The following is a 21,446-nucleotide window of genomic DNA, read 5'->3' as shown; positions in this document are numbered from 1 at the left end:
CCGTCCTTGCCTGCGCCGTCCCTGCCTGTGCTGTCCGTGCCGTTGCTGTTGTCCATGACCGCGACGCTACGGCCGACCGGCGCCGTTTTCTTGAACGAATCGGACATCGCGGGAATCCCGCGGCGCTCAGCCGAAGTAGTGGCCGTCCTTCAGGTCCGCGAGCAGGCCGGGGCGGGTCGGCCGCCAGTCGAGCAGATCGCGCGTGATCCGCGCGGAGGCGGGGCCGTCGACGGCCCAGAAGCGGCCGAGCCAGCCGACGTACTCCCCGGCCTGCTCGGCCGTGACGGAGACGGCGGGGACGCCGAGATGCGCGGCGAAGATCTCGGCGACCTCGCGGATCGGTACGCCCTCGTCGGCGACCGCGTGCAGCACGGAACCGGCGGGCGCCGATTCGAGCGCGAGGCGGAACAGCCGGGCGGCGTCGTCGCGGTGGACGGACGGCCAGCGGTTGGCGCCGTCGCCGACGTAGGCCGCGGCGCCCTTCTCGCGCGCGAAGCCGATCGCGACCGGCATGAACCCGTTGTCGCCGGTGCCGTGCGTGGCGGGCGGGAGGCGTACGACGCAGGAGCGGACGCCGTGGCCGGCGAGGGCCTGGACGTAGTGGGCGTTGCCGATCCGGCCGCCGGAGCCGCTGATCGGGGCGTCGGTGCTGTCAGTGGCACCGGTGCCGTCAGTGCCGTCACCGCCGTCGGTGCTATCGGTGTCGCCCTCCGTGCTCGCGGCCCGCGCGAGACCGTCGCGTTCGGTGGCGACGACGCCGGGCGCCAGCCCGAGCACGCCGAGGATGCCGGAGGCGATGACGAAAGGCTTGTCCGTACCGGTCAGGGCCTCGCCGAAGGTCTCGATCGCCGCGCGGTCGGCGTCGGTGGCACCGGCGAAGTCGCCCGCGAAGGCGATGTCGTGCTTGAACGCCAGGTGGACGACCCCGTCGGACGACGCGGCGGCCTCCCGCAGCGTGCCGAGGTCGTCGAGCGAGCCCGGCAGGACCTCGGCGCCCGCGGCCCGCAGGGTCCGGGCGGCGGCATCGGAGCGGGCGAGCCCGACGACCGAGTGACCCGCGGTGATCAGCTCGGGTACGAGCCCGCGGCCGACCCAGCCCGACGCTCCTGTGACGAAAACGCGCATGGGGAACCTCCAGAAAGGGGCGCGCCCGTCCGGCGAATCCGTAGCGGGCGGCCTTGCGGTCACCCTCTATTCTTTGTACGGTCGTGCAAGAAAAGTCAAGCGGTGACGGCGGCCGGTGCGCGAGGGAGGATGGACGACGGCGGACCGCGACGAACAGGGCGGACCGCGACGAACAGGACGGACCGTGACGGTCGCGACGGACCGCGATGATCACGAACGACCGTGACGATCAACCGGAGGCAGCGATGGCGGGGCGCCCCGTCGACCACCAGCGGCGCGCGGAACTGCTCGACGCGGTGGTCGACTACACGGTCGAGCACGGCTTCTCCGAGGTGTCGTGGCGGCCGGTCGCCGCCGCCCTCGGGGTGTCGCCCACGACCCTCGTCCACCGCTTCGGCACCAAGGAGCAGATGCTCCAGGCCGTCCTCGGGCGCCTCCGCGAACGCATCTTCCAGGCCACCAACGAGACGGCCGGACACCAGCCCGATCTGGCGACGTCCGTACGCGCCGTCTGGCGACGCGCCTCGGACCCGCGCCAAGGCGCCGAGTTCCGGCTCTTCTTCGCCGTCTACGGGCGGGCGCTCCAGGCGCCCGAGCAGTTCTCCGACTTCCTCGACCACGTCGTCACCGACTGGATGAACGCCCTGTGCGCCACCCAAGGGCCCGACGTATCACCCGAGTCGGCAGTGCGTACGGCCACCCTCGTCATCGCCACCGTTCGCGGCCTGCTCCTCGACCTCCTCGCCACCGGCGACCGCGCCCGCGTCGACGACGCGGCCGAAGCGTTCCTCGCCTCGCTGGCGTGAGGGGTCAGAGCCAGCCGTTCTGGCGCGCGTGGCGTACGGCTTCGATGCGGTTACGGGTGCCGGTCTTGCCGATGGCCGCGGAGAGGTAATTGCGCACGGTGGACTCGGAGAGGAAGACACGGGCCGCGATGTCGGCGACGGTGGAGCCGTCCGCGGCGGCGTTGAGCACGTCGCGCTCACGCGGGGTGAGCGGGCTGGGTCCCGCGCTGAGCGCGGCCGCGGCCAGCGCCGGGTCGATGACGCGTTCGCCGCGCAGGACACGGCGGATGGCGTGGGCCAGTTCCTCGACGGGCCCGTCCTTGACCAGGAATCCGGCCGCGCCCGCTTCCATGGCGCGCCGCAGATACCCCGGCCGGCCGAACGTGGTGAGGATGAGCACCTGGCACGACGGCAGCCGCTCGCGCAGCTCCGCCGCCGCGTCGAGGCCGCTGCGCCCCGGCAGTTCGATGTCCAGCAGCGCGATGTCCGGCCGCGCCTCCAGCGCCTCCGCCACGATCCGGTCCCCGGCGGCCACCTGCGCGACGACCTCCAGGTCGTCCTCCAGATTCAGCAACAACGCGAGCGCGCCCCGCATCATCCCCTGGTCCTCCGCGAGCAGCACCCGCGTCAGCGCCCCGTCCCGCCGGGCGCCGTGCTCGCCGCCCCGCTCCCCGCCCTGCCCTGTCTCCCCGTCGGTCATCCCCCCACCCTAGACAGCCCTCGCCCTAGGCAGCCGCCACCCTAGACAGCCCCCGCCCGCGCGGTCCGCCCGCCGTGTCCGGGACATGGCTCGCACGGCGACTATTGCCGCGAGTGGGCTGGTACTACTGGTACATGCATGAAGAGACCGCGCAGTCCGCGATCGACACGTTCATCTCCGCGTTCAACGCGTCGGACGACACCTATGTGACCGGGCTGCTCTCCCAGGCCCTGACCTCGGATGTCCTCTTCTGGGGGCCGTTGGGACGCAGCGAGGGGATCGAGGCGGTCGAGCGCTTCGTGCTGGACATCCGGCGCCATCCGGCGGGGGCCGGCACGATGGAGCGCTGCTCGGCGGTGGACATGCCCGACGAGTGGGCCCGGTACGAGTGGGTCTTCACCACTCCCGACGGAGGCCCCCGCCTGACGGGAACCGACGTCGTCCATCTGCGGCGGAGCCTCATCGACCAGGTCATCGTCTTCGCCGGAGAGATCAAGTAGGCCGATTCCCCCGCCGCCCCCGAGTTCCCCAAGACGTGACCTCGGCGAGGACGTCGTGACAGGGGAGGGCACCGGGATCGGCCGCCTCGCCGGAAGAAGCCGCCTCGCCGGAAGCCGCCTTGGCGGGGCGACCTCGCGCGCAGATCCGATGATCTGAAAGAAAAGCCCTAGGTGTCCCGCCACGGGGTAGCGGTCGGGATGGGAGAAGGTGGCCTCGTCGGGCACGCGGTTCGCGGGAGGACGGTGCCGCACCTTTTCCGGTTGGGCCGCAGGCACGTCGTAGAGGAGTGAATTCGTATGACGGATGACGTCTTCGGGAGTTCCGAGGCATTGAGGGAACTGACGATCCACGACCGGCACGGGCAATTCATCGGCCGGGTCAGCCATGTGTACGTGGACGACTGGGACCGTCGGCCGCAGTGGGTGACGGTGAGGACCGGGATGCACGGCTTCGAGGAGACGTTCGTCCCCTTGGCAGGCGCCGAGCACGAGATCGGGCGCGACACGGGCGGCGGTGTGCTGCGGGTGGCGTACGACCTCGACACGATCAAGGCCGCGCCGCGCGAGGACGCCGAGCAGCACCTCGGACTCGACCAGGAGCAGGAGTTGTACGCCCACTACGGGCTCCTCCCGCCGGAGGGCCAGGCGTCCGGCGCCCCGGGCGTGGGCGCCGACCGCCCCACCGCCCCCCTCACCGGCCACGACGAGGGCATGGACGACATCCAGGAACTCTCCGACGACCCGGCCCCCGCCCCCACCCGCTCCCGTCTCCGCAAGGCCACCCCCGCCGAAACCACCCCACCCGCATCCACCCCCTCCGAGCCCCCCACCCCTACGGAGCCCGCCGCCTCCTCCGAGCCCCCCACCCCTGCGGAGCCCACCGTCTCCTCCGAGACCCCCACCCCTGCGGAGCCCCCCGTCTCCTCCGAGACCCCCACCCCGACACCCGAGGCGACCTCCTCCACCCCTCCGCCCCCTCCCGCCCCCGACGACAGGTCCTAGAGATCGACCCCGTTCTTCACCGGCGGCGGCTATGCGTCCGGGGTCGGGGCGCGGGGTGGGCTGGACTGGGCGGGGGTTGTGGCGGCGGACTGACCGGAGGAAAAGCGGATAAAGGGGCTGCGGGGGGAATTCGTCCCGGAATCCGGCCGGCGGAAAGAGTGGCGGGAAAAGGCTGTACGTACCTCGGGGTTCGTGAACCCCGAGGTACGTATCGGAGCAGGTGGCGGCAGGTGCAGAAGGCGGGATTCCACTTAATTTTTTCCTGAAAGGATTGACGCGCTTCGTTAGATGGACACAGAATCCACTTCGCTCATAGGGGAGTTCGGGTGGAACGGGGTGGGGGCGGACTGTGAATATTCGTATGCGGCGCAGAGCGCGGAAGCTGGCGTGGCGGGGGGTCGCGGTGGGGGCGGCGGCCACGGTGGCGTGGGCGGGGCTGACGCCCCTGGACGCGACGGCGGACCCCGCGCCCGCACCGCAGACCGAGGCGCAGCGGGACCTGGACCAGGCGCAGGCGTCCGGGCAGCCGGTGGAGGTGGTGGGGGCGCGTACGGAGAACACGACGACGTACGCGAATCCCGACGGAATCACCATGCGGCTCGACCAGTTCACGGCCCCGGTACGGGTCGCGCGGGCGGACGGCTCCTGGGCCGAGCCGGACGCGACCCTGGCCAGGAAGGCCGACGGGAGCCTGGCTCCGAAGGCGGCCGTGGTGGACCTGGCCTTCTCCGGCGGCGGCACCGCCCCGTTGGTGACGATCGGGCGCAACGGCCGCACGCTGGCCTTCAGTTGGCCCGGCACGCTGCCCGCCCCGACGCTGGACGGCGAGAGCGCCGTGTACGCCGACGTGCTGCCGGGCGTGGACCTGCGCATGACGGCGACCACGCAGGGCTACCGCGAGGTGCTGGTGGTCAAGACGCCGACCGCGGCGGCCAATCCGGCGCTGAAGCGGATCGAGTTCGGGATGCGCGCCTCCGGCCTGGACGTCAGTGACACCGCGAGCGGCGGCCTGAGCGCGGTCGGCCCCGACGGGCAGGAGCTGTTCACGTCCTCGGCCGCCCAGATGTGGGACTCGCTCGGTACGGCGTCCGCCCCGGTCGACAACCCGGCCGCGCCCACGGCGAAGACGGCGCCCACCACAAAGGCCGCGCCCACGGCGGAGACGGCGCCCACCACAAAGGCCGCGCCCAGCGCCGAGGCCGCCGAGGCCCTCGCCCCCGAAGACGGCCCGGCCCCCGGCGCCACCACCGCCACCACCCCGCTGGACGTCACCGGCACCTCCGTCGCCGTCGTCCCCGACCCCCACCTCCTCGCGGCCAAGGACACCGCCGCGTACCCGCTGTACATCGACCCCGACGTGTCGCTCGCCTCGGGCGCCCCGCAGCGCACCCTCCTGCGCAGCGACGGCTACAGCAGCTACGGCTGGGGCAACGGCACCAACGGCGAGGGCGACGGCCACTGCGGCTCCTGGAACGGCTACTACTGCGGTCCCGGCTACACGCAGCGGCTCTACTTCCAGTTCACCCCCGGCGCCCTCAAGGGCAAGAAGGTCCTGAAGGCGACCTTCCGCGTCACCTCGCCCTGGGCGTTCCAGTGCGACGCGCGCTGGACGGACCTGGAGCGCACGAACAACTTCTCGTCGTCCACGACCTGGTCGTCACGCCCCAAGGAGCTCGACCTGATGGTCGACCGCTCCTTCTCGGCCGGCCGCGGTTCGACCTGCGACCCCAACTCCCCTGACGCGCCGATCGAATTCGCCGACAACCCGGACGAGACGAATGAGAATCTGACGCCCACGGTCGCGGACTTCGCCGCGGGCAAATTCGCCAAGCTCACCCTCGAACTGCGCGCGCACGACGAGTCCGACACCTCCGCGTGGAAGCGGTTCAAGAACAACGCGGCGCTGTCCGTCAACTACGTGGCCAACCCCGCGCTCCCGACGAAGATCGGTCTGGTCACGGGCAGCGGCGTGGTGTGCTCGACCAAGAGCGCCGACCCGTCGGTGATCTCCGACCCGACGCCCGCGCTGTCGTCGGTACCGCAGACGGCGGCGGGCGGCGAGTCGGGCGCGCGGCTGCGTTCGGTCTTCAGCATGGACAAGTACACGGCCTCCAGCGCCACCTGGTCGAGCGCGTTCAGCGACATCGTGCGGCCCGCGACCGGATTCGTCGGCGACAACGTCTCACCCGGCGTCGCCACCGCACCGACCCTGACCGACGGCACGCTGTACCGCTACCGCACATGGACCCGTTCGTACTACGACAACCAGAGCAGCTATCTGGCGGGACCGTCCAACGGCTCGACCACCGGCTGGTGTTACTTCAAGGTCGACTCCACCGCCCCCAAGGCGCCGACGGTCACCTTCGCGCGAACCTACAGCGAGTGCCTGCCCAACACCTGTGTTCCGGCGGGCGGTCCCGGCGTGGAGGGCAAGGTCGTCTTCGGGCCCGCGTCCGGTGACACCAACACCGCCTACGAGTACAAGCTGTCCTCGTCCGACGCGTGGATCGCGCTCGCGGCCGGGGTCACCAGTGCGACGATCACCCCGCCCGCCTCCGGCACGTACCACCTGGACGTCCGCGCCAAGGACGTCGTCGGGCGGTGGGGCGCGGAGACGGTGAAGGACTTCCTGGTCGCGGCCGGTGCGGGCCCGGTCGGGCAGTGGAGCTTCGACGAGAGCGGCGGCCAGGCCGTCGACACCTCGACCACCGTGGCGGCGCAGCAGCACAACGCGACGCTGTCCGGCACCGGCGCGGTCCGCGACGCCAACGGCCGCCGCGGCGACCTGCCGGACGGCAACGGCGGCAGCACCCCGGACAAGGGCCTGCACCTGGACGGGACGTCGGGGTACGCCTCGACGGCGGGGCCCGTACTGGAGACCCGCTCGGCGTACACCGTCTCGGCGTGGGTGAAGCTGGACACCACCACGCCCAACGGCATCGTGCTCTCCCAGGACGGGGTGACGTACAGCCCGTTCATCCTCGCCTACGACCACGGCCTGGGCACCTGGTTCTTCGGGGTCAAGCAGCAGGACGCCAACACCGGCACCGCGTACTACGGAGTGGCGGCCAAGTCCCCGCCCAGGACCGGGGTGTGGACCCACCTGCTGGGCAGCTACGACCCGGCCACCTCGCAGAGCGCGCTGTACGTGAACGGCGTGCTCCAGGGCACCGCGACCACCACCGGCTCGTGGTCGGCGACCGGCGCCTTCCAGATCGGGCGGTACAAGTGGGGGACGTACCAGTACAACTTCCCCGGCAGCATCGATGAGGTGAAGGTCTGGCAGCGGACGCTGACCTCGCAGGAAGCCTCCGACGAGGCGCGGCTGCTCGGCACCGACGGCAAGGCCCAGGTCGAACTGACCGCGGCCTGGGACCCGTCGGGCGCCTCCGGCACCACCCTCGCCGACACCGCCTCCGGTTACGGCCGCACCCTGACCACCTCGGGCGGCGCCACCCTCGACGGCGACACCATCGCCCTCGACGGCGCCACCGGTTCGGTCTCCACGCCCGGCTCCGTCGTGGACGACACCGGCTCCTTCACGGTCACCACCCGCACCCAGCTCGACGCGGCGGCCCTGGTCACCCACCCCGTCGGCTACACCGAACAGATCGCGGGGCAGCGCTCGGCCGACGGCTCCTCGTGGGGCGTGTGGTTCAAGTACACCGGCACCACCACCACACTGGACGACGACGGCAACGTCATCACCGTCCCCCAGGGCCAGTGGCTCTTCGGCCGGGTCGCCACCGACGGCACCTTCACCGGCGCCGTCTCGCCCAACGACGACCCCAGCGGCGGCAGCGCCGACGGCACCGTCCAGGTCACCGGCGTCCTCGACGCCCAGTCCGGCACGGTCAGCCTCTACCTCGGCGACAACCTCCAGGACACCCAGCCCTTCACCGCCGTCCAGGGAGCGGGCGACTTCACCGGCGGCCGCGCCTACGTCGGCGCGACCTGGGGGCACTACCTGGCGGGCCAGATCGAGGACATCCGCGTCTGGTCGGGCGCGATGACCGACTCCGACCAGATCACGTCGGTCATCGACGGCTGACCCCGGCGGACGGCGGCCCCGGCCGGTCAGCGCGCCGACACGGCGTGACCGGCCGGGGCCGCGTCCTCCTCCACCGGGAGGGCGGCCGTCAGGCGGAAGCCGCCGTCGGCGGCCGGGCCCGAGGTGAGGGAGCCGCCGGCGGCGGCGAGGCGTTCGGTCAGGCCGCGCAGGCCGGTACCGGTGCGGGTCCTGATGTCGCCGTCCTGACCGGACGGCGGCGGACAGGACCCGCGGCCGTTGTCGCTGATGGTCAGATGGGCCCGGCCGCGCCCGGTGGCGAGTTCGATACGGGTCAGCGTCGCGCCGCTGTGCCGGACGACGTTGGTGACGCCCTCGCGGACGACCCAGCCGAGCAGCGCCTCGGTCTGCGGGGGCAGGGGCGGGCCCGACTCCTGGACGACGACCTCGATGTCGGAGGCGGTCAGGACGGACCGGGCCCGGTCGAGTTCGGTGGACAGGCTGCCCTCGCGGTAGCCGGTGACGGCCTCACGGATCTCGGTGAGCGCCTGGCGGCCGACCGCCTCGATGTCGGCGACCTGGGCGAGCGCCGCGTCGATGTCGCGCGGCGCGATCCGGCGCGCGGCCTCGGACTTCACCACGACCACCGACAGGGTGTGCCCGAGCAGGTCGTGCAGGTCGCGTGAGAACCGCATCCGCTCCTGGGCGACCGCGCTGCGCGCCAGCTCCTGCCGGGTCTCCCTGAGCTGGGCGACGGCGTAGGAGAGCGTGATGATCACCGAGACGACCAGGCCGGACAGGAAGGTGCCGTACGCCAGGCCCGCCGTGCCCCAGAAGCCCTGGCCGTGCGTGCTCGCGGTGACTCCGGCGGTCGCGCTCAGCGGCGTCAGCATCAGGCCGAGGCCGCGGCGGGTGGAGGCCACGGCCCCGACGCTCAGCGAGACCAGCGTGTACAGCAGCAGGAAATTCCCGCCGTAGGCGATGGCCAGCGTGGCCGTACAGACGGCCAGCGCACCCAGCAGACGGTACGGGACCGGCCCCCCGCGCCACCGCTCGTGGAAAGCCGAACGGACCGTGAACACGTACAGGAGGCAGAACAGCGCGAGGCCGCAGCCCGCGAGCCAGGGGGCGGGGACCTGGCCCTGGGCGATGTCGGTGCCGGGGCCGATGACCATCAGCAGCCAGGGGTAGAGCGCGTTGCCGTCGGGAGACTTGATGTGCTCGATCTCGCGGGCGAAGTCGTGCGGTGTGCCGCGCCGCCACCAGGCCCTGCCGCACGGCTTGTCCGTGCTCTCGACCGGGTGGTCCGCCCCGCCGGCCGGGCGGTCGGTCACGCCGTCGGCCATGCCGCTGTTCGCCGTCATGGCGGTCACCGTCCCCGTTCGGTACGCGCTGTACGTGTCCCGGCGGGAGGTCGCCTGCCGCGTCGTCGTCATGCGGTCCGCGCACCCCGCCGGTAGGAGAGGACGGCGTAACCGGCGAAGACGACCAGCCATCCGCCGAGCACGGCCACCGTACCCGCGCCGGGCGCGTGCCGGTCAAGCACGCTCCAGCCGAGCTGGCCGAAGCGCTGGGCGGGCGTCCACTGGGAGATCCGGGCGAGCCAGCGCGGGAAGGCGTCGACCGGAATCCACAGGCCGCCGACGATCGACAGGCCCATCATGCAGGCCATGCTCGTGACGCCGGTGGTCTGCGCGGTCAGCCCGTAGCCGTTGCCGAGGCCGAGCAGGGTGAAGGGGATCGTGCCCACCCACAGCAGCAGGGCGGTGGCGACCCACTGCCACGCGGCCAGGTGCACGCCGTTCACCAGCGCCCCGGCCAGCAGGACGGCGCAGATCGCGGGCAGGACGGTCACCCCGGCGGTCAGCGCCCGGCCGACCACCACACGGAACGGGCTGAGGGGGGTGACGCGGAGCTGCCGCAGCCAGCCCAGACCCTTGTCCTCGGCGACGCCGGTCCCGATGCCCATCGACGCGCCGAGCGCGCCGTACGCCGCCATGCCGACCATGTAGTACCGCGCGTAGTCGATCTTGTCCTGGCCGTCGCCGCCGACCCCGAGGTTGGTGAAGAGCAGGTACATCAGCACGGGCATGGCGAAGCCCATGACGATGAAGCCGGGGTCGCGCAGGGCGCGCCGGACTTCGAGCTTCACGTACTCGGTCATCGGACGGCTTCCTTCGTGAGGGGGTGGGCGGGGGTGGAGCGCGGCGCCGGGGATTCGGTCGCCGGGTGAGGTGCGGTCAGGGTCAGGAAGGCGTCCTCCAGGCTGGCCGGGACGACCTCCAGACGGCGGACGCGGTCGCTCGCCGCGAGGGCGACGACGGTGGCGTCGGAGTCGGAGGTACGCAGCAGGGCCCGGTCGCCGCGGATCTCGACGGCGGTCACACCGGGCAGCGTGCGCAGGCCCGCGGAGCCGGACCCGGCGAGGTCGAACGAGACGAGCGTGCCGCCGACGGCCTGCTTGATCTGCTCGCCGGTGCCGTCGGCGACGGTACGGCCCTGGTCGATCACCAGGATGCGGTCGGCGTGCTCGTCCGCCTCCTCCAGGTAGTGCGTGGAGAACAGCACGGTGTTGCCGCGCGCCGCGTAACCGCGCATCGACCGCCAGAACACCCGCCGCGCCTCCACGTCGAGGGCGGCCGTCGGCTCGTCCAGCACGATCAGCTCGGGGTTGCCCGCGACGGCCAGAGCGAAGCGGAGCCGTTGCGTCTGGCCGCCGGACAGCTTGTCCACGCGGCGGCCCGCCAGCTCCGTGATCCCGGCCAGCGACAGCGCCTCGGCGACGGGCATCGGCCGCGGATACGTGGCCGCCACGAACGTCACCAGCTCCTTGACGGTGGCGCGCGGGATCGGCCGCCCGTCCTGGAGCATCGCGCCGACCCGCCCGGCCCTGACCGCCTCCTGCGGCGGGCCGCCGAACAGCCGCACCTCGCCCGCGTCCGGCCGGTCCAGGCCGAGCAGCAGGCTGATGGTGGTCGACTTCCCGGCTCCGTTACGGCCGAGCAGTGCCATCGTGCCGCCGCGCGCGATCTCCAGGTCGATCCCGGCCACGGCCCTGACCGGTCCGAAGCTCTTGTGGACGGCGGTGAAGCGTACGGCGGGCGAGGCGTCGGGCCGGGCGCCGGACGAGGTGTCGGGCGGGGTGTCGGGCCGGGGCGTGGACGGGGTTTTCTCCATGGCCACGACGCTACGGAGGGGGGAGGGGCGGCGGGCAGAGGGGAATGTCCGCAGGGGGGCAGGACAAATGTCACGGGTGCGGTGCCCCGGCGGGCGGGGCGGCCGGGAATCCGCCGCGTCGGCGGGCGGGAAGGGCCGGGAATCCCTTCAGCTGACGATGTGTCAGCTCTTCTCACTTCCTGGGCTTTGCGTTATACAGGGGCCATCTCTAGAACATGTTCTAGCCAGCGCCCCGGAAATACCCGTCACCGGAAGTAGCCGCCACCGGAAGTGCCCCGGAGGGACCATGCCCATCGACGTCGCCAAGGCCCTCGCGGCCGAGCCGCGCCGCACCGAAATCGCCTGGAACCACAAGGACGTTCTCCTCTACCACCTGGGGATCGGCGCCGGGCGCCCGGCCACCGACGCGGACGAACTGCGCTACACGCTGGAGAGCCGGCTGCACGTCCTGCCGAGCTTCGCCACCGTCGCGGGCGGCGGGCCCGGTTCGGTGGACGGCTCGATCGGCCCCGGCATCGACGTGGACCTCGCCGCCGTCCTGCACGGCGGCCAACGCCTCGTACTCCACCGGCCGTTGCCGGTGAGCGGCCGTGCCGTACGGACCGGATCGGTCGCCGCCGTCTACGACAAGGGCAAGGCCGCCGTCATCGTGCTGCGCTCCGAAGTGGCCGACGACGACGGGCCATTGTGGTCCTCCGACAACGAGATCTTCGTCCGCGGCGAAGGCGGCTTCGGCGGCGAACGCGGTCCCTCCCGCCGTCCGGAACCGCCAACCCGCGTGCCCGACAAGGCCGTTGACGTACCCGTCCGCGAGGACCAGGCGCTGCTCTACCGGCTGTCGGGCGACTGGAACCCGCTGCACGCCGACCCCGAATTCGCCGCCACCGCCGGATTCGACCGCCCGATCCTGCACGGACTGTGCTCGTACGGCGCCACGCTCAAGGCCGTCACCGACACGCTGCTCGGCGGCGACGTCGCCCGGATTCGTTCGTACGCGACGCGCTTCGCGGGCGTCGTCTACCCCGGCGAGACGCTGCGGGTACGGATGTGGGCGGACGGGGACGGCGGCGGCGCGGGTTCCGGCCGGATCGTGGCCGCGGTGTCGGCCGTGGAGCGGGACGAGGCGCCGGTCCTGGCGGACACCGTCATCGAGCACACCTGAGCCCGTGGGGCACACCGGGCCGCGCGCCCGGCGGCTCTCGGCTCAGCAGCTTTCGGCCCGGTCGTCGGCCGGGCCTCCGTAGCGACCACCGTCTTCGCACCATCCGAGGGGAGCCGTACCGTGCGCGCAGCCATCCAGCAGGAGACCGGCCAGGACAAGCTCGAAGTCGTCGACGACATCGAGACCGCGGGCTTCGGGCCCGGCAAGGTACGTATCCGCGTCAAGGCCACCGGACTGTGCCACTCCGACCTGTCCGCGATGAGCGGCGTCCTGCCGCAGCCCGCGCCCTTCGTGCCGGGCCACGAGGGCGCGGGCGAGGTCGCTGAGGTCGGCGAGGGCGTCACGTCCGTCACAGCGGGCGACCGCGTCCTGGTCTGCTGGCTGCCCGCGTGCGGCGAGTGCGCGTCCTGCAAGCGCGGCCAGACCGAGCTGTGCATCGCCGGATTCCTCAACGCGGGCACCGCCAACTACCGCCGCCCCGGCGCCGCTTCACCCGACGTCTTCGGTTTCGCCGGGACCGGCACCTTCGCCGAGGAGGTCGTGGTCGACGCCAGGTGCGCGGTGCCGATCCCCGACGACGTGCCGTACGAGATCGCCGCGCTGATCGGCTGCGGGGTCACCACCGGCATCGGCGCCGCCCTCAACACCGCCCAGGTGGAGGCGGGTTCGTCGGTCGCCGTGATCGGCTGCGGCGGCGTCGGGATCAGCGTCATCCAGGGCGCGCGGGCCTCGGGCGCCGCCGAGATCGTCGCCGTCGACCCGGTCGAGTCCCGCCGCGAGGCCGCCGTCCGCTTCGGCGCCACCGAGTCCGTCGACCCCGACGGCCTCGCCGACGCCAAGAACCGGCTCACCGCGGGCGAGGGCTTCGACTACGTCTTCGAGGTGGTCGGCAAGTCCGCGACCGCGCGCGCCGCGTACGACGCCACCCGGCGCGGCGGCACCCTGTGCATCGTCGGCGCGGGCGCCATGGACGACAACCTCCAGATCAACATGTTCGAGCTGTTCTTCGACGAGAAGCGCATCCTGCCGTCCCTCTACGGCGGCGGCGACGTCCTGCGCTCCTACGACCGCGTCATCCGGCTCTGGCGCGCCGGGCGCATCGACCTCGAAGGGCTGATCACGCACCGCGTGCGCCTGGAGGACATCAACGAGGCGATCGACCAGATGCGGACGGGCGTCGCGCTGCGTACGAGCATCACGATCTGATGGGGGATCAGCCAATGCCGAACGGTGAACTCCCGCTCGCCGGACGGACCGCCGTCGTCACCGGGGCCGGGCGCGGACTCGGGCGCGCCGAAGCGCTCGAACTCGCCCGGCTCGGGGCGCACGTCGTCGTCAACGACTTCGGCCAGCCCGGCCGTGACGGCTCCGGCGCCTCCTCCGCCACCCCGGCGCAGGAGGTCGTCGCCGAGATCGCCGCCGCCGGCGGCAGCGCCGTCGCCCACCACGGCGATGTCGCCGACCACGAACAGGCGTCGCAACTCGTCCAGTTGGCCGTCGAGCACACCGGGCAGCTCGACATCCTCGTCAACAACGCCGGGATTCTCCGGGACCGCATGGTCTTCTCCATGACCGAGGACGAGTGGGACTCCGTCATCCGGGTGCACCTCAAAGGCCACTTCAACACCATTCGGTTCGCCGCCGCGCATTGGCGCTCGCGCGCCAAGTCCTCCGGGGCTCCGGTCTTCGGGCGCATCGTCAACACCGCGTCCGAGGCGTTTCTCGCCGGGTCGGCCGGACAGCCGAATTACGCTGCCGCCAAGGGGGGCATCGTCGGGCTCACGACGTCCACGGCGGAGGCGCTTCGGCGGTACGGGGTCACCGCCAACGCCATTTGTCCGCGGGCGCGGACGCGGATGACTCTTGATGTGTTCGGCTCTGCCGAGCCCGGGGGGCTCGATCCGCTGGCCCCCGAGCATGTCGCTCCGCTGGTCGGGTACCTTGCCGGGCCCGCTGCCGCGGGGGTGTCCGGGCAGGTTTTCGTTGTGCACGGGGGGATGGTGGCCGTTCTGCAACGGCCGGTGGTGGCGGCGCGGTTCGAGACGGCGAAGTCGGTGTTTTCGTATGGGGAGCTTGATGGGGTGTTGACGCCGTATTTCGAAGGGGGGGAGCGGGGGTCTTTCGCTGCCGTTGAGGTGTTGGGGCTGCGCCGCTCGTAGTTTTTCTTTGCCCGCCCGCCCGCCCACCCGTGCGGGTGTTTTCTTCGTCTGCGGGTGCCGCTTGTGCCTGGGTCGGTGCCGGTCCGGGGCACCTCCTCGAAATCCGTCTCACCTGGTCCTGGGGATTCGGTGCCGTTCTTGTTGACGTATTTCTGCGGGGGCACCCCGGCCCGTCCCCTTCCGGTACGTCGGCGTCCGCCTGTCCGGTGGGGGTTACCGGGAGGGGGGTGGGTGGGCTGAGGTGCGGGGGCGGCCGACGGTCCGCTGCGGTGCCGGGGCGGGGGTGAGGTCGTCGGCGTCCGGCCGCCGGTGGGGTGGGTGGGGGGTCGGCTCGGGTGCGGGGGCGTTCGACGGGCCGCTGTGGTGCTGGTTGCTGTCGGTAGCGGGCTGGGGGGTCAGGCGGGGGAATCGGTGGGGGGGTCTTCGAGGGTGTGGGAGTTGGTGAGGGTGAGGGCGCCGCCGGCGGCGATGAGGCCGACGAGGAGGGAGAGGAGGGCGTAGGTGACGCGTTCGCCGTGGAAGAAGGAGGCGACGAGGTCGCTGCTCCAGGTGCCGGGCGGGAGTTGGGTGGTGACGAGGGCGGCGATGAGGGTGCCGACCAGGGCGGTGCCGACGCTGGAGCCGACTTCTTGGGCGGTGTCGTTGAGGGCGGCGCCGATGGAGGTGCGGTTGCTGGGCATGGCGTCGACGAGGGCGACGGCGCAGATCGTCATGACGGTGCGCAGTCCGATGGTCATGATCACCATGCAGACGGCGATGGCGGCGTAGCCGTGGTCGACGCCCCAGGAGAGACCGGCGAGCGCGCCGGCCAGGCAGGCAGCGCCGACGAGGCAGGCGATGCGGTGGCCGAAGCGGCGGGCGAGCCATTCGGACAAGGGGGTCGCGGCGAGCATGGTCACGATGATCGGCAGGTTGGCGAGTCCGGCGCGTACCGGGCTCCAGCCGTAGGCGTACTGGAAGTGGAGGATCAGCCCGAACATCACGCTGGCCATCGCGATGGACGTGCCGATCTGGGCGATGGCGGCGCCGCGGACGGTGCCGTTGGAGAAGAGGCTGAGGTCCAGCATGGGCGCCGGGGTGCCGCGCTCGTGGCGGACGAAGGCGATCGCGGCCACGACGGCGCCCGCGATCGACGCGAGAGTGATCGCGGAGAGCCAGCCGTGCTCGACGCCGCTGGTCAGGGAGTAGCAGGCGAGCCCGATGGCGGCGACGCTCAGGACGGCGCCCGGCAGGTCGAGCTTGTCGTGGGTCAGGTCCTCCGGCCGGTCGGCCGGGACGCCGAGCCGGACGCCGACGCACGCGATGACGGCGATGGGGGCGTTGACGACCAGCAGCCATTCCCAGCGCACATGCGCCAGCGCGGTGCCGCCGAGCAGCGGTCCGAGGACGAAGCCGGACATGCCCACGACGATCATCACCGTCATCGCGCGCATGCGCAGGGCCTTGTCGTCGAACAGCCGGAAGACCAGTGAGTTCGTGATCGGCGCCATCGCCGCGGCGGCGACGCCGAGCGCGGCCCGCAGGGCGATGAGTTGGCCCGCCGTGGTGACGAGGACGACGCACAGGCTCAGCGAGCCGAACACGGCGAGTCCGACCAGCAGCACCCGGCGGCGCCCGAGCCGGTCGGCCATCGACCCCGCCGTGAGCAGCAGGCCGCCGAAGGTCAACGAGTACGCCCCGGTGACCCACTGAAGCGCGGTCGTCCCGCTGCCGAGGTCGCGGCCGATCGTCGGCAGCGCGATCGACAGCAGCGTGTTGTCGACCATCTCGACGAAGAAGGCCAGGCAGAGGGCGGCCAGCGGAATCCACGCCGCGCTCAGGGACGGGTAGGTGTGTGACGTTTTCTCAAGCGTGGGAGTGGTCATGGCAGTCCTCCAATCGAACGTCATTCGGTTATCGAACAACGTACGATCCGCTACGATAGAACAACGTTCGATACGACGCAAGATCGCGATGGGGATGTGAGCCATGGCACGCCTGCAAGACCGCTCGACCCAGGGGCGCCGACGGGCCTCTCACTCGATGGAGTCCGTCCTCACGGAGGCCGTGGCCCTCCTGGACGAGGCCGGGGCGCCCGGCCTGACCTTCCGCGCCCTCGCGCAGCGCCTCGGCGGCGGCGTCGCCAGCATCTACTGGTACGTCGAGAGCAAGGACGAACTACTCGACCGCGCCACCGACCACGCGATGGGCGCGATCCTCGCCGACGTCGAGGCCCTTCCGCGGAGCGACGACCCGATCGACGACCTTCGCGCCATGGCCCTGCGCCTCTTCGACGCGATCGTCCGCCGGCCCTGGCTCGGCGCCTACTTCATGCGCAACACCGACGTGCAGGCCAACTCCCTGCTCGTCTACGAGAAGCTCGGCGAACAGACCCTCCGCCTCGACCTCACGGCCCGGCAGCGCTTCCACGCCGTCTCCGCGATCGTCGGCGTCGTCGTCGGCTCCGCCGTCGACCTCGGCCAGGAGCCCCCGCCGGAAGTCCTCAACGGCGCCGTCAACCGCGACGAATTCCTCGGCCGCTTCGCCAAGACCTGGCGCGAACTCGACCCCGCCGACTTCCCCTTCGTCCACGAAATCGTCGACGAATTCGACGGCCACGACGACATCGACCAATTCCGCGCCGCCCTAGACCTCACCCTGACCGGCCTCCGCCTCCAAGCCAAAGCCAAAGCCTGAGTCGGCGAGCTGAGTCGGCCCCGCCCCCGCGCGCCGAGGACGGGGCTTCCATAAGCCTGCGGCGCCCCCACCCCCGGCCGCCGACGCACCCGAGCCCCCCTCCCGCCTACGCGGGCGGGTCGACGGCGGACAGGCGGACCGGAGCCCACCCCCCTCCCGGCACCCCCACCGGACAGCAGGCCGCCGACGCACCCGAGCCCACCCACCCCCGCCCCGGCACCGCAGCGGACCGTCGGCCGCCCCCGCACCTCAGCCCACCCACCCACCCCGGCAACCCCCACCGACCGTCGGACGCCGACGTACCGGAAGGGGACGGGCCGGGGTGCCCCCGCAGAAATACGTCAACAGGAACGGCACCGGATACGCAGGACCAGGTGAGACGGATTTCGAGGAGGTACCCCGGACCGGCACCGACCAGGCACAAGCGGCACCCGCAGACGAAGAAAACACCCGCACGGGTGGGCGGGCGGGAAAGAAAAACCCGCTAATCGTCCGAAGGACGCCGATGCTTCCCCTGAGGCTGAGCCTCCCCCTCCTCAGAGGAAGAAGCAGGCCCCCGGTGGCGCCCCGAGCTGTCCCCGGACCCCCCGTGGTCGTGAGAGGAACGCGCGTCGGACGACATCTTCTTGAATCTCCCCGAAATCCCCGTGGAACAACGAACCGGCCTACGCCGAAAGCGCGCGAACAAACTCGACCCGGACTGCGGCGAAGCCGCCCCGCGGTGGTCACGCGGAGTGCCCGGATGCGCGGCTTCGGGTGAGTCTACTGGCGGGGCCGACGTCACGGTCATGGGGGTCACCCCGCCTTGGCGGCAGCCAGCGGCGCCTGCTGAAGCGGCAGCACCCGCCAGGGCAGCCGCGTCGGCGCGGGCAGAGCCGCACCGGAAGAGCCGAGGCCACCGGAAGAGCCGCGAGCACCGGAAGAGCCGCGGCCGGCGGAAGAACCAGGCCCGGGCAGAGCGGCGGGCACCGCACCCCGCCCACGCCGAGACCCCGAAGCCCCGGCCGCAGGCCGCACCCGTGGCGCCTCGTACGGCGCCACCCCGCAAGGCCACTCCGGCACCGAACACGGCAGCCGCAGCAAATCGTCGGCCCCCCAGTACCCCGTCGCCCCCAGCCACCCCGGAGGGGACGCCCGCCAGTGCAGCCGCCGCTCACCCGGCCGCCACAGCGCCAGCGACTCCGCCCCGCCCGGCGCCTCCGCGCGGAGCGCGACCACCGCCGCCTCGGGCATCAGGATCTGCCCCGGTTGCGCGGCGACCGGCGTGAGCAGGATGCCCGGCACCTGGAGCGCGTCGGGGAAACGTACCGGCCGACGGCTGCCGAGGACGCCCCAGCCGAGCCGCGCCTCCCCGGTGGCGTCGCTGCGCAGGAGCAGCAGCCCGCTGTCGGGTTCCGCGAGGACGAGCCGGTCGTCGCTGTCCTCGGTGATCTGGAGGAGCGGGCTGGCCTCGCCGAGTCGCAGGTCGACGGCGACGGCCTTGGTGCGGCCGGCGAGCGTACGGTCGACGGCGAGCAGCCGCCCCGTACGGTCGAGCCAGACGCCGCCGGTGCAGCGGCCGGGCACGCGCATGACGGCGACGGGCCCGTCCTTCCCGGCGCCGTACACCTGCCAGACGGTCGTGACCCCGTCCCCCTCAGCAGAGTCCCCCTCGCCGGAACCCCCCTCGCCAGAGCCCCCACCAGCGGAGCCCCTCTCGCCGGAACCCCCCTCGTACACGAGCGCGAAAGCCGCCCCGCCCAAGGGGCACGGGGGAAGAAGCGTTACTGCATCCCCGCCGAGCGACCCGATCGGCACCTCCCCGGTACCGGCCCCCGCCGGATACAGCAGCGCCAGGTCGTGGCGGTCGGCGACCCGCCGCCGGATCAGGACGCGCCCGTCGGGCAGCGGTACGACCTGCGTCCCGGCCTCCTCCGGCTGGGCGCCGGGCAGCGGCACCGCGTACGGCTCGGGCCCGAGCGTCCACCGCTCGGGGAACCAGCCGCTGACGCCGCCCCCGCCGTACTCGTCCACGTCCCCGTCCCCCTCCGGCGCGGGTACGCGAGCCTCGGCGAGGCAGGCCGCGTACGACCCGTCCGCGGCGATCGTGAAGCCCGACCGGCGCAGTACGCGGACGGCCGGGGGGATCCCCATGGCACGGGCACTGGCATCTGTACTGGCGCTCATATGACTCACCCACCTCCGGCACAGGACCGTAGTTTTCATTTTTCCGGACGATCAACGCGACTCGGTGCGGTTCACACGTAAGAGTGCGGGTTTTCCCGTTCTGCTCCGCGCGAAGGGGCAGATGTGCTCCGCCCGGCGAGCGGTCGCGCTCCCCGCGGACATCGGATGCGCCCCGCGCGCCCTTGACTCACGGGTGCCGAACGGGTGCCGCACGGGTGACGGACCGGCCCGCGCACCCGTCGTGGCACCCCCGGCGCCCGCGGTCACGGCGTACGGCATCCGGCGGACACGGGCGGCCAGGTAACCTTCCTACCGTGCCCACACTGTCCGACGTCATCGCCGCGCTTGACGCCCTCTGGCCCCCGGAGCTGGCCGAGGCGTGGGACGCCGTCGGCCTGGTCTGCGGCGAGCCCGAGGCCGAGGTCGGACGCGTGCTGTTCGCCGTCGACCCGGTGCGGGAAGTCGTCGACGAGGGGGTACGGATCGGCGCGGACCTGCTGGTCACGCACCACCCGCTCTATCTGCGCGGTACGACGACGGTGGCGCCGACCGGCCCGGCCGGTTTCAAGGGCCGCGCCGTCCACGACCTGATCAGGAACGGGGTCGCGCTGCACGTCGCGCACACCAACGCCGACCGCGCCGACCCCGGCGTCTCGGACGCCCTGGCCGCCGCGCTCGGCCTGCGGATCACCGGCCCGCTCGTACCCGACCCCACCGACCCCGCGGGCCGCCGCGGCCTCGGCCGGATCGGCGAGACCGCCGCACCGCTGACGCTGGCCGAATTCGCGCAGCGGGCGGCGCGAGGGCTGCCGCGTACCGCCACCGGGCTGCGGATCGCCGGCGACCCGCAGGCCACGGTCCGTACGGTCGCGGTCTGCGGCGGCTCGGGCGACAGCCTCTTCGCCGAGGTCCGCGCGGCGGGCGTCGACGCGTACGTCACCGCCGACCTGCGCCACCACCCGGTCTCCGAGGCGCGCGAGTCCGGCCCGCCCGCGCTGGTCGACGCCGCGCACTGGGCCACCGAGTGGCCGTGGTGCGAGCAGGCCGCCGCGCAGCTCGACGAGATCTCCGACCGGCACGGCTGGGCGCTGCGCACCCATGTCTCGTACGCGGTCACCGACCCGTGGACAGCGCACGCTGTCGCCCCGGAGCGCTCGGACACCCCGGAATTCCGGGGCGGCCGGGAACTCCCGCAATCCACTTCCCGCCCTTCCAGCCGCACAGGAGCCCCCCGCTGAACGCCGAGCCCGCCGACCAGATCCGACTTCTCGAAGTCCAGGCCCTCGATTCGCGTATCGCGCAACTCGACCACAAGCGCAAGACCCTGCCCGAGCACGCCGAGCTGGAGCGGCTCGGCGCCGACCTCGCGCAGCTCCGTGACCTGCTGGTCGCCGCGCAGACCGAGGAGAGCGACACCGCGCGCGAGCAGACCAAGGCCGAGCAGGACGTCGACCAGGTACGCCAGCGCTCCGCCCGCGACCAGCAGCGTCTGGACTCCGGCGCGGTCACCTCGCCGAAGGACCTGGAGAACCTCCAGCGCGAGATCACCTCGCTCGCCAAGCGGCAGGGCGACCTGGAGGACGTCGTGCTGGACGTCATGGAGCGCCGCGAGGGCGCCCAGGAGCGCGCCACGGAACTGGCCGCGCGCGTCGAGTCCGTCCAGGCCAAGGTCGCCGAGGCCGAGGCCCGCAAGGTCGCGGCCATCGAGGGCATCGACGCGGAGGGCTTCACGGCGGCCAAGGAGCGCGAGGTCATCGCCGGGACCGTGCCCGACGACCTGATCAAGCTGTACGACAAGCTCCGCGGGCAGCAGGGCGGCGTCGGCGCGGCGCGGCTCTACCAGAAGCGCTGCGAGGGCTGCCGCCTCGAACTCAACATCACCGAGCTGAACGAGGTCAGGGCCGCGCCCGCCAACACCGTCGTACGGTGCGAGAACTGCCGCCGGATCCTGGTGCGTACGGCCGAGTCCGGCCTGTAGTGGCGTT

The 21,446-nt window shown here is 72.4% G+C and carries 17 protein-coding genes; 10 read left to right on the top strand and 7 right to left on the bottom strand.

Going from position 1 to position 21,446, the window contains the following annotated elements:
* Nucleotides 1-126: 126 nt before the first annotated feature.
* Nucleotides 127-1,125, bottom strand: a complete 999-nt coding sequence (locus ACFY9V_RS07895) for an NAD-dependent epimerase/dehydratase family protein (RefSeq protein WP_391160134.1) — start codon at nt 1,123-1,125, stop codon at nt 127-129.
* A 245-nt stretch (nt 1,126-1,370) separates the two neighbouring features.
* Here ACFY9V_RS07895 and ACFY9V_RS07890 point away from each other — a divergent pair, with 245 nt between their 5' ends.
* Entirely contained in the window at nt 1,371-1,931 is a 561-nt protein-coding gene (locus tag ACFY9V_RS07890) for a TetR family transcriptional regulator (protein WP_391160132.1), read from the top strand.
* Nucleotides 1,932-1,935: 4 nt separating this feature from the next.
* Here ACFY9V_RS07890 and ACFY9V_RS07885 read toward each other — a convergent pair whose 3' ends face one another.
* Nucleotides 1,936-2,541 (bottom strand): response regulator, encoded by a 606-nt coding sequence (locus ACFY9V_RS07885; RefSeq protein ID WP_391047638.1) that lies wholly within the window; start codon nt 2,539-2,541, stop codon nt 1,936-1,938.
* Nucleotides 2,542-2,744: 203 nt separating this feature from the next.
* Here ACFY9V_RS07885 and ACFY9V_RS07880 point away from each other — a divergent pair, with 203 nt between their 5' ends.
* The 3 genes from ACFY9V_RS07880 to ACFY9V_RS07870 all read left to right on the top strand — a co-directional run bounded on the left by ACFY9V_RS07880 (nt 2,745) and on the right by ACFY9V_RS07870 (nt 8,163).
* The gene (locus tag ACFY9V_RS07880; RefSeq protein ID WP_355345356.1) at nt 2,745-3,110 is read left to right on the top strand and encodes a nuclear transport factor 2 family protein; all 366 of its coding nucleotides are present in this window, start codon (nt 2,745-2,747) and stop codon (nt 3,108-3,110) included.
* Nucleotides 3,111-3,407: 297 nt separating this feature from the next.
* Entirely contained in the window at nt 3,408-4,112 is a 705-nt protein-coding gene (locus ACFY9V_RS07875; RefSeq protein ID WP_391160131.1) for a hypothetical protein, read from the top strand.
* 361 nt (nt 4,113-4,473) lie between these two features.
* Nucleotides 4,474-8,163, top strand: coding sequence for a LamG-like jellyroll fold domain-containing protein (locus tag ACFY9V_RS07870; protein WP_391160129.1), 3,690 nt, complete (start codon nt 4,474-4,476; stop codon nt 8,161-8,163).
* A 26-nt stretch (nt 8,164-8,189) separates the two neighbouring features.
* On the opposite strand, the gene ACFY9V_RS07865 is transcribed toward ACFY9V_RS07870, so the two are convergent.
* Genes ACFY9V_RS07865 through ACFY9V_RS07855 form a run of 3 tightly spaced genes read right to left on the bottom strand, consistent with a single transcriptional unit; the run spans nt 8,190 to nt 11,298 of the window.
* Nucleotides 8,190-9,557, bottom strand: coding sequence for a histidine kinase (locus ACFY9V_RS07865; protein ID WP_391160127.1), 1,368 nt, complete (start codon nt 9,555-9,557; stop codon nt 8,190-8,192).
* Nucleotides 9,554-10,285: an ABC transporter permease gene (locus tag ACFY9V_RS07860; protein ID WP_355345344.1), complete on the bottom strand. Its 732-nt coding sequence runs from the start codon at nt 10,283-10,285 to the stop codon at nt 9,554-9,556. The genes ACFY9V_RS07865 and ACFY9V_RS07860 overlap by 4 nt, the downstream gene beginning before the upstream one ends.
* The gene (locus tag ACFY9V_RS07855) at nt 10,282-11,298 is read right to left on the bottom strand and encodes an ATP-binding cassette domain-containing protein (protein ID WP_391160124.1); all 1,017 of its coding nucleotides are present in this window, start codon (nt 11,296-11,298) and stop codon (nt 10,282-10,284) included. The genes ACFY9V_RS07860 and ACFY9V_RS07855 overlap by 4 nt, the downstream gene beginning before the upstream one ends.
* Before the next feature lie 286 nt (nt 11,299-11,584).
* Between ACFY9V_RS07855 and ACFY9V_RS07850 the strand changes: the two genes are divergently transcribed.
* The 3 genes from ACFY9V_RS07850 (at nt 11,585) to ACFY9V_RS07840 (ending at nt 14,619) form a co-directional block, all read left to right on the top strand.
* On the top strand, nt 11,585-12,460 hold the full coding sequence (locus ACFY9V_RS07850; RefSeq protein WP_355345338.1) for a MaoC/PaaZ C-terminal domain-containing protein: 876 nt from the start codon (nt 11,585-11,587) through the stop codon (nt 12,458-12,460).
* A gap of 120 nt (nt 12,461-12,580) precedes the next feature.
* Entirely contained in the window at nt 12,581-13,666 is a 1,086-nt protein-coding gene (locus ACFY9V_RS07845) for a Zn-dependent alcohol dehydrogenase (protein ID WP_355345335.1), read from the top strand.
* Complete coding sequence (locus tag ACFY9V_RS07840; RefSeq protein WP_391160121.1) at nt 13,666-14,619, top strand: 3-oxoacyl-ACP reductase; 954 nt, start codon at nt 13,666-13,668, stop codon at nt 14,617-14,619. Before ACFY9V_RS07845 ends, ACFY9V_RS07840 begins: the two co-directional genes overlap by 1 nt.
* A gap of 395 nt (nt 14,620-15,014) precedes the next feature.
* Here ACFY9V_RS07840 and ACFY9V_RS07835 read toward each other — a convergent pair whose 3' ends face one another.
* Complete coding sequence (locus ACFY9V_RS07835; RefSeq protein ID WP_391160120.1) at nt 15,015-16,484, bottom strand: MFS transporter; 1,470 nt, start codon at nt 16,482-16,484, stop codon at nt 15,015-15,017.
* Between the two features lie 157 nt (nt 16,485-16,641).
* On the opposite strand from ACFY9V_RS07835, the gene ACFY9V_RS07830 reads away from it, so the two are divergent.
* A complete protein-coding gene (locus ACFY9V_RS07830; RefSeq protein ID WP_355345326.1) occupies nt 16,642-17,295 on the top strand; it encodes a TetR family transcriptional regulator in 654 nt (217 codons plus the stop codon).
* A 795-nt stretch (nt 17,296-18,090) separates the two neighbouring features.
* Here the strand turns inward: ACFY9V_RS07830 and ACFY9V_RS07825 are convergent.
* Nucleotides 18,091-19,428, bottom strand: a complete 1,338-nt coding sequence (locus ACFY9V_RS07825; protein WP_391160118.1) for a hypothetical protein — start codon at nt 19,426-19,428, stop codon at nt 18,091-18,093.
* A 347-nt stretch (nt 19,429-19,775) separates the two neighbouring features.
* Here ACFY9V_RS07825 and ACFY9V_RS07820 point away from each other — a divergent pair, with 347 nt between their 5' ends.
* Together ACFY9V_RS07820 and ACFY9V_RS07815 are read left to right on the top strand one after the other, a co-directional pair.
* Nucleotides 19,776-20,699, top strand: a complete 924-nt coding sequence (locus tag ACFY9V_RS07820) for a Nif3-like dinuclear metal center hexameric protein (RefSeq protein WP_391160116.1) — start codon at nt 19,776-19,778, stop codon at nt 20,697-20,699.
* Nucleotides 20,696-21,439: a C4-type zinc ribbon domain-containing protein gene (locus ACFY9V_RS07815; RefSeq protein ID WP_391160599.1), complete on the top strand. Its 744-nt coding sequence runs from the start codon at nt 20,696-20,698 to the stop codon at nt 21,437-21,439. The genes ACFY9V_RS07820 and ACFY9V_RS07815 overlap by 4 nt, the downstream gene beginning before the upstream one ends.
* Nucleotides 21,440-21,446: the final 7 nt, after the last annotated feature.

The organism is Streptomyces sp. NPDC008317 (assembly GCF_042955955.1).
Classification (GTDB): domain Bacteria; phylum Actinomycetota; class Actinomycetes; order Streptomycetales; family Streptomycetaceae; genus Actinacidiphila.
The sequence above is the reverse complement of the archived record's forward strand: the minus strand, read 5'-3'. Positions and strand labels throughout refer to the sequence as shown.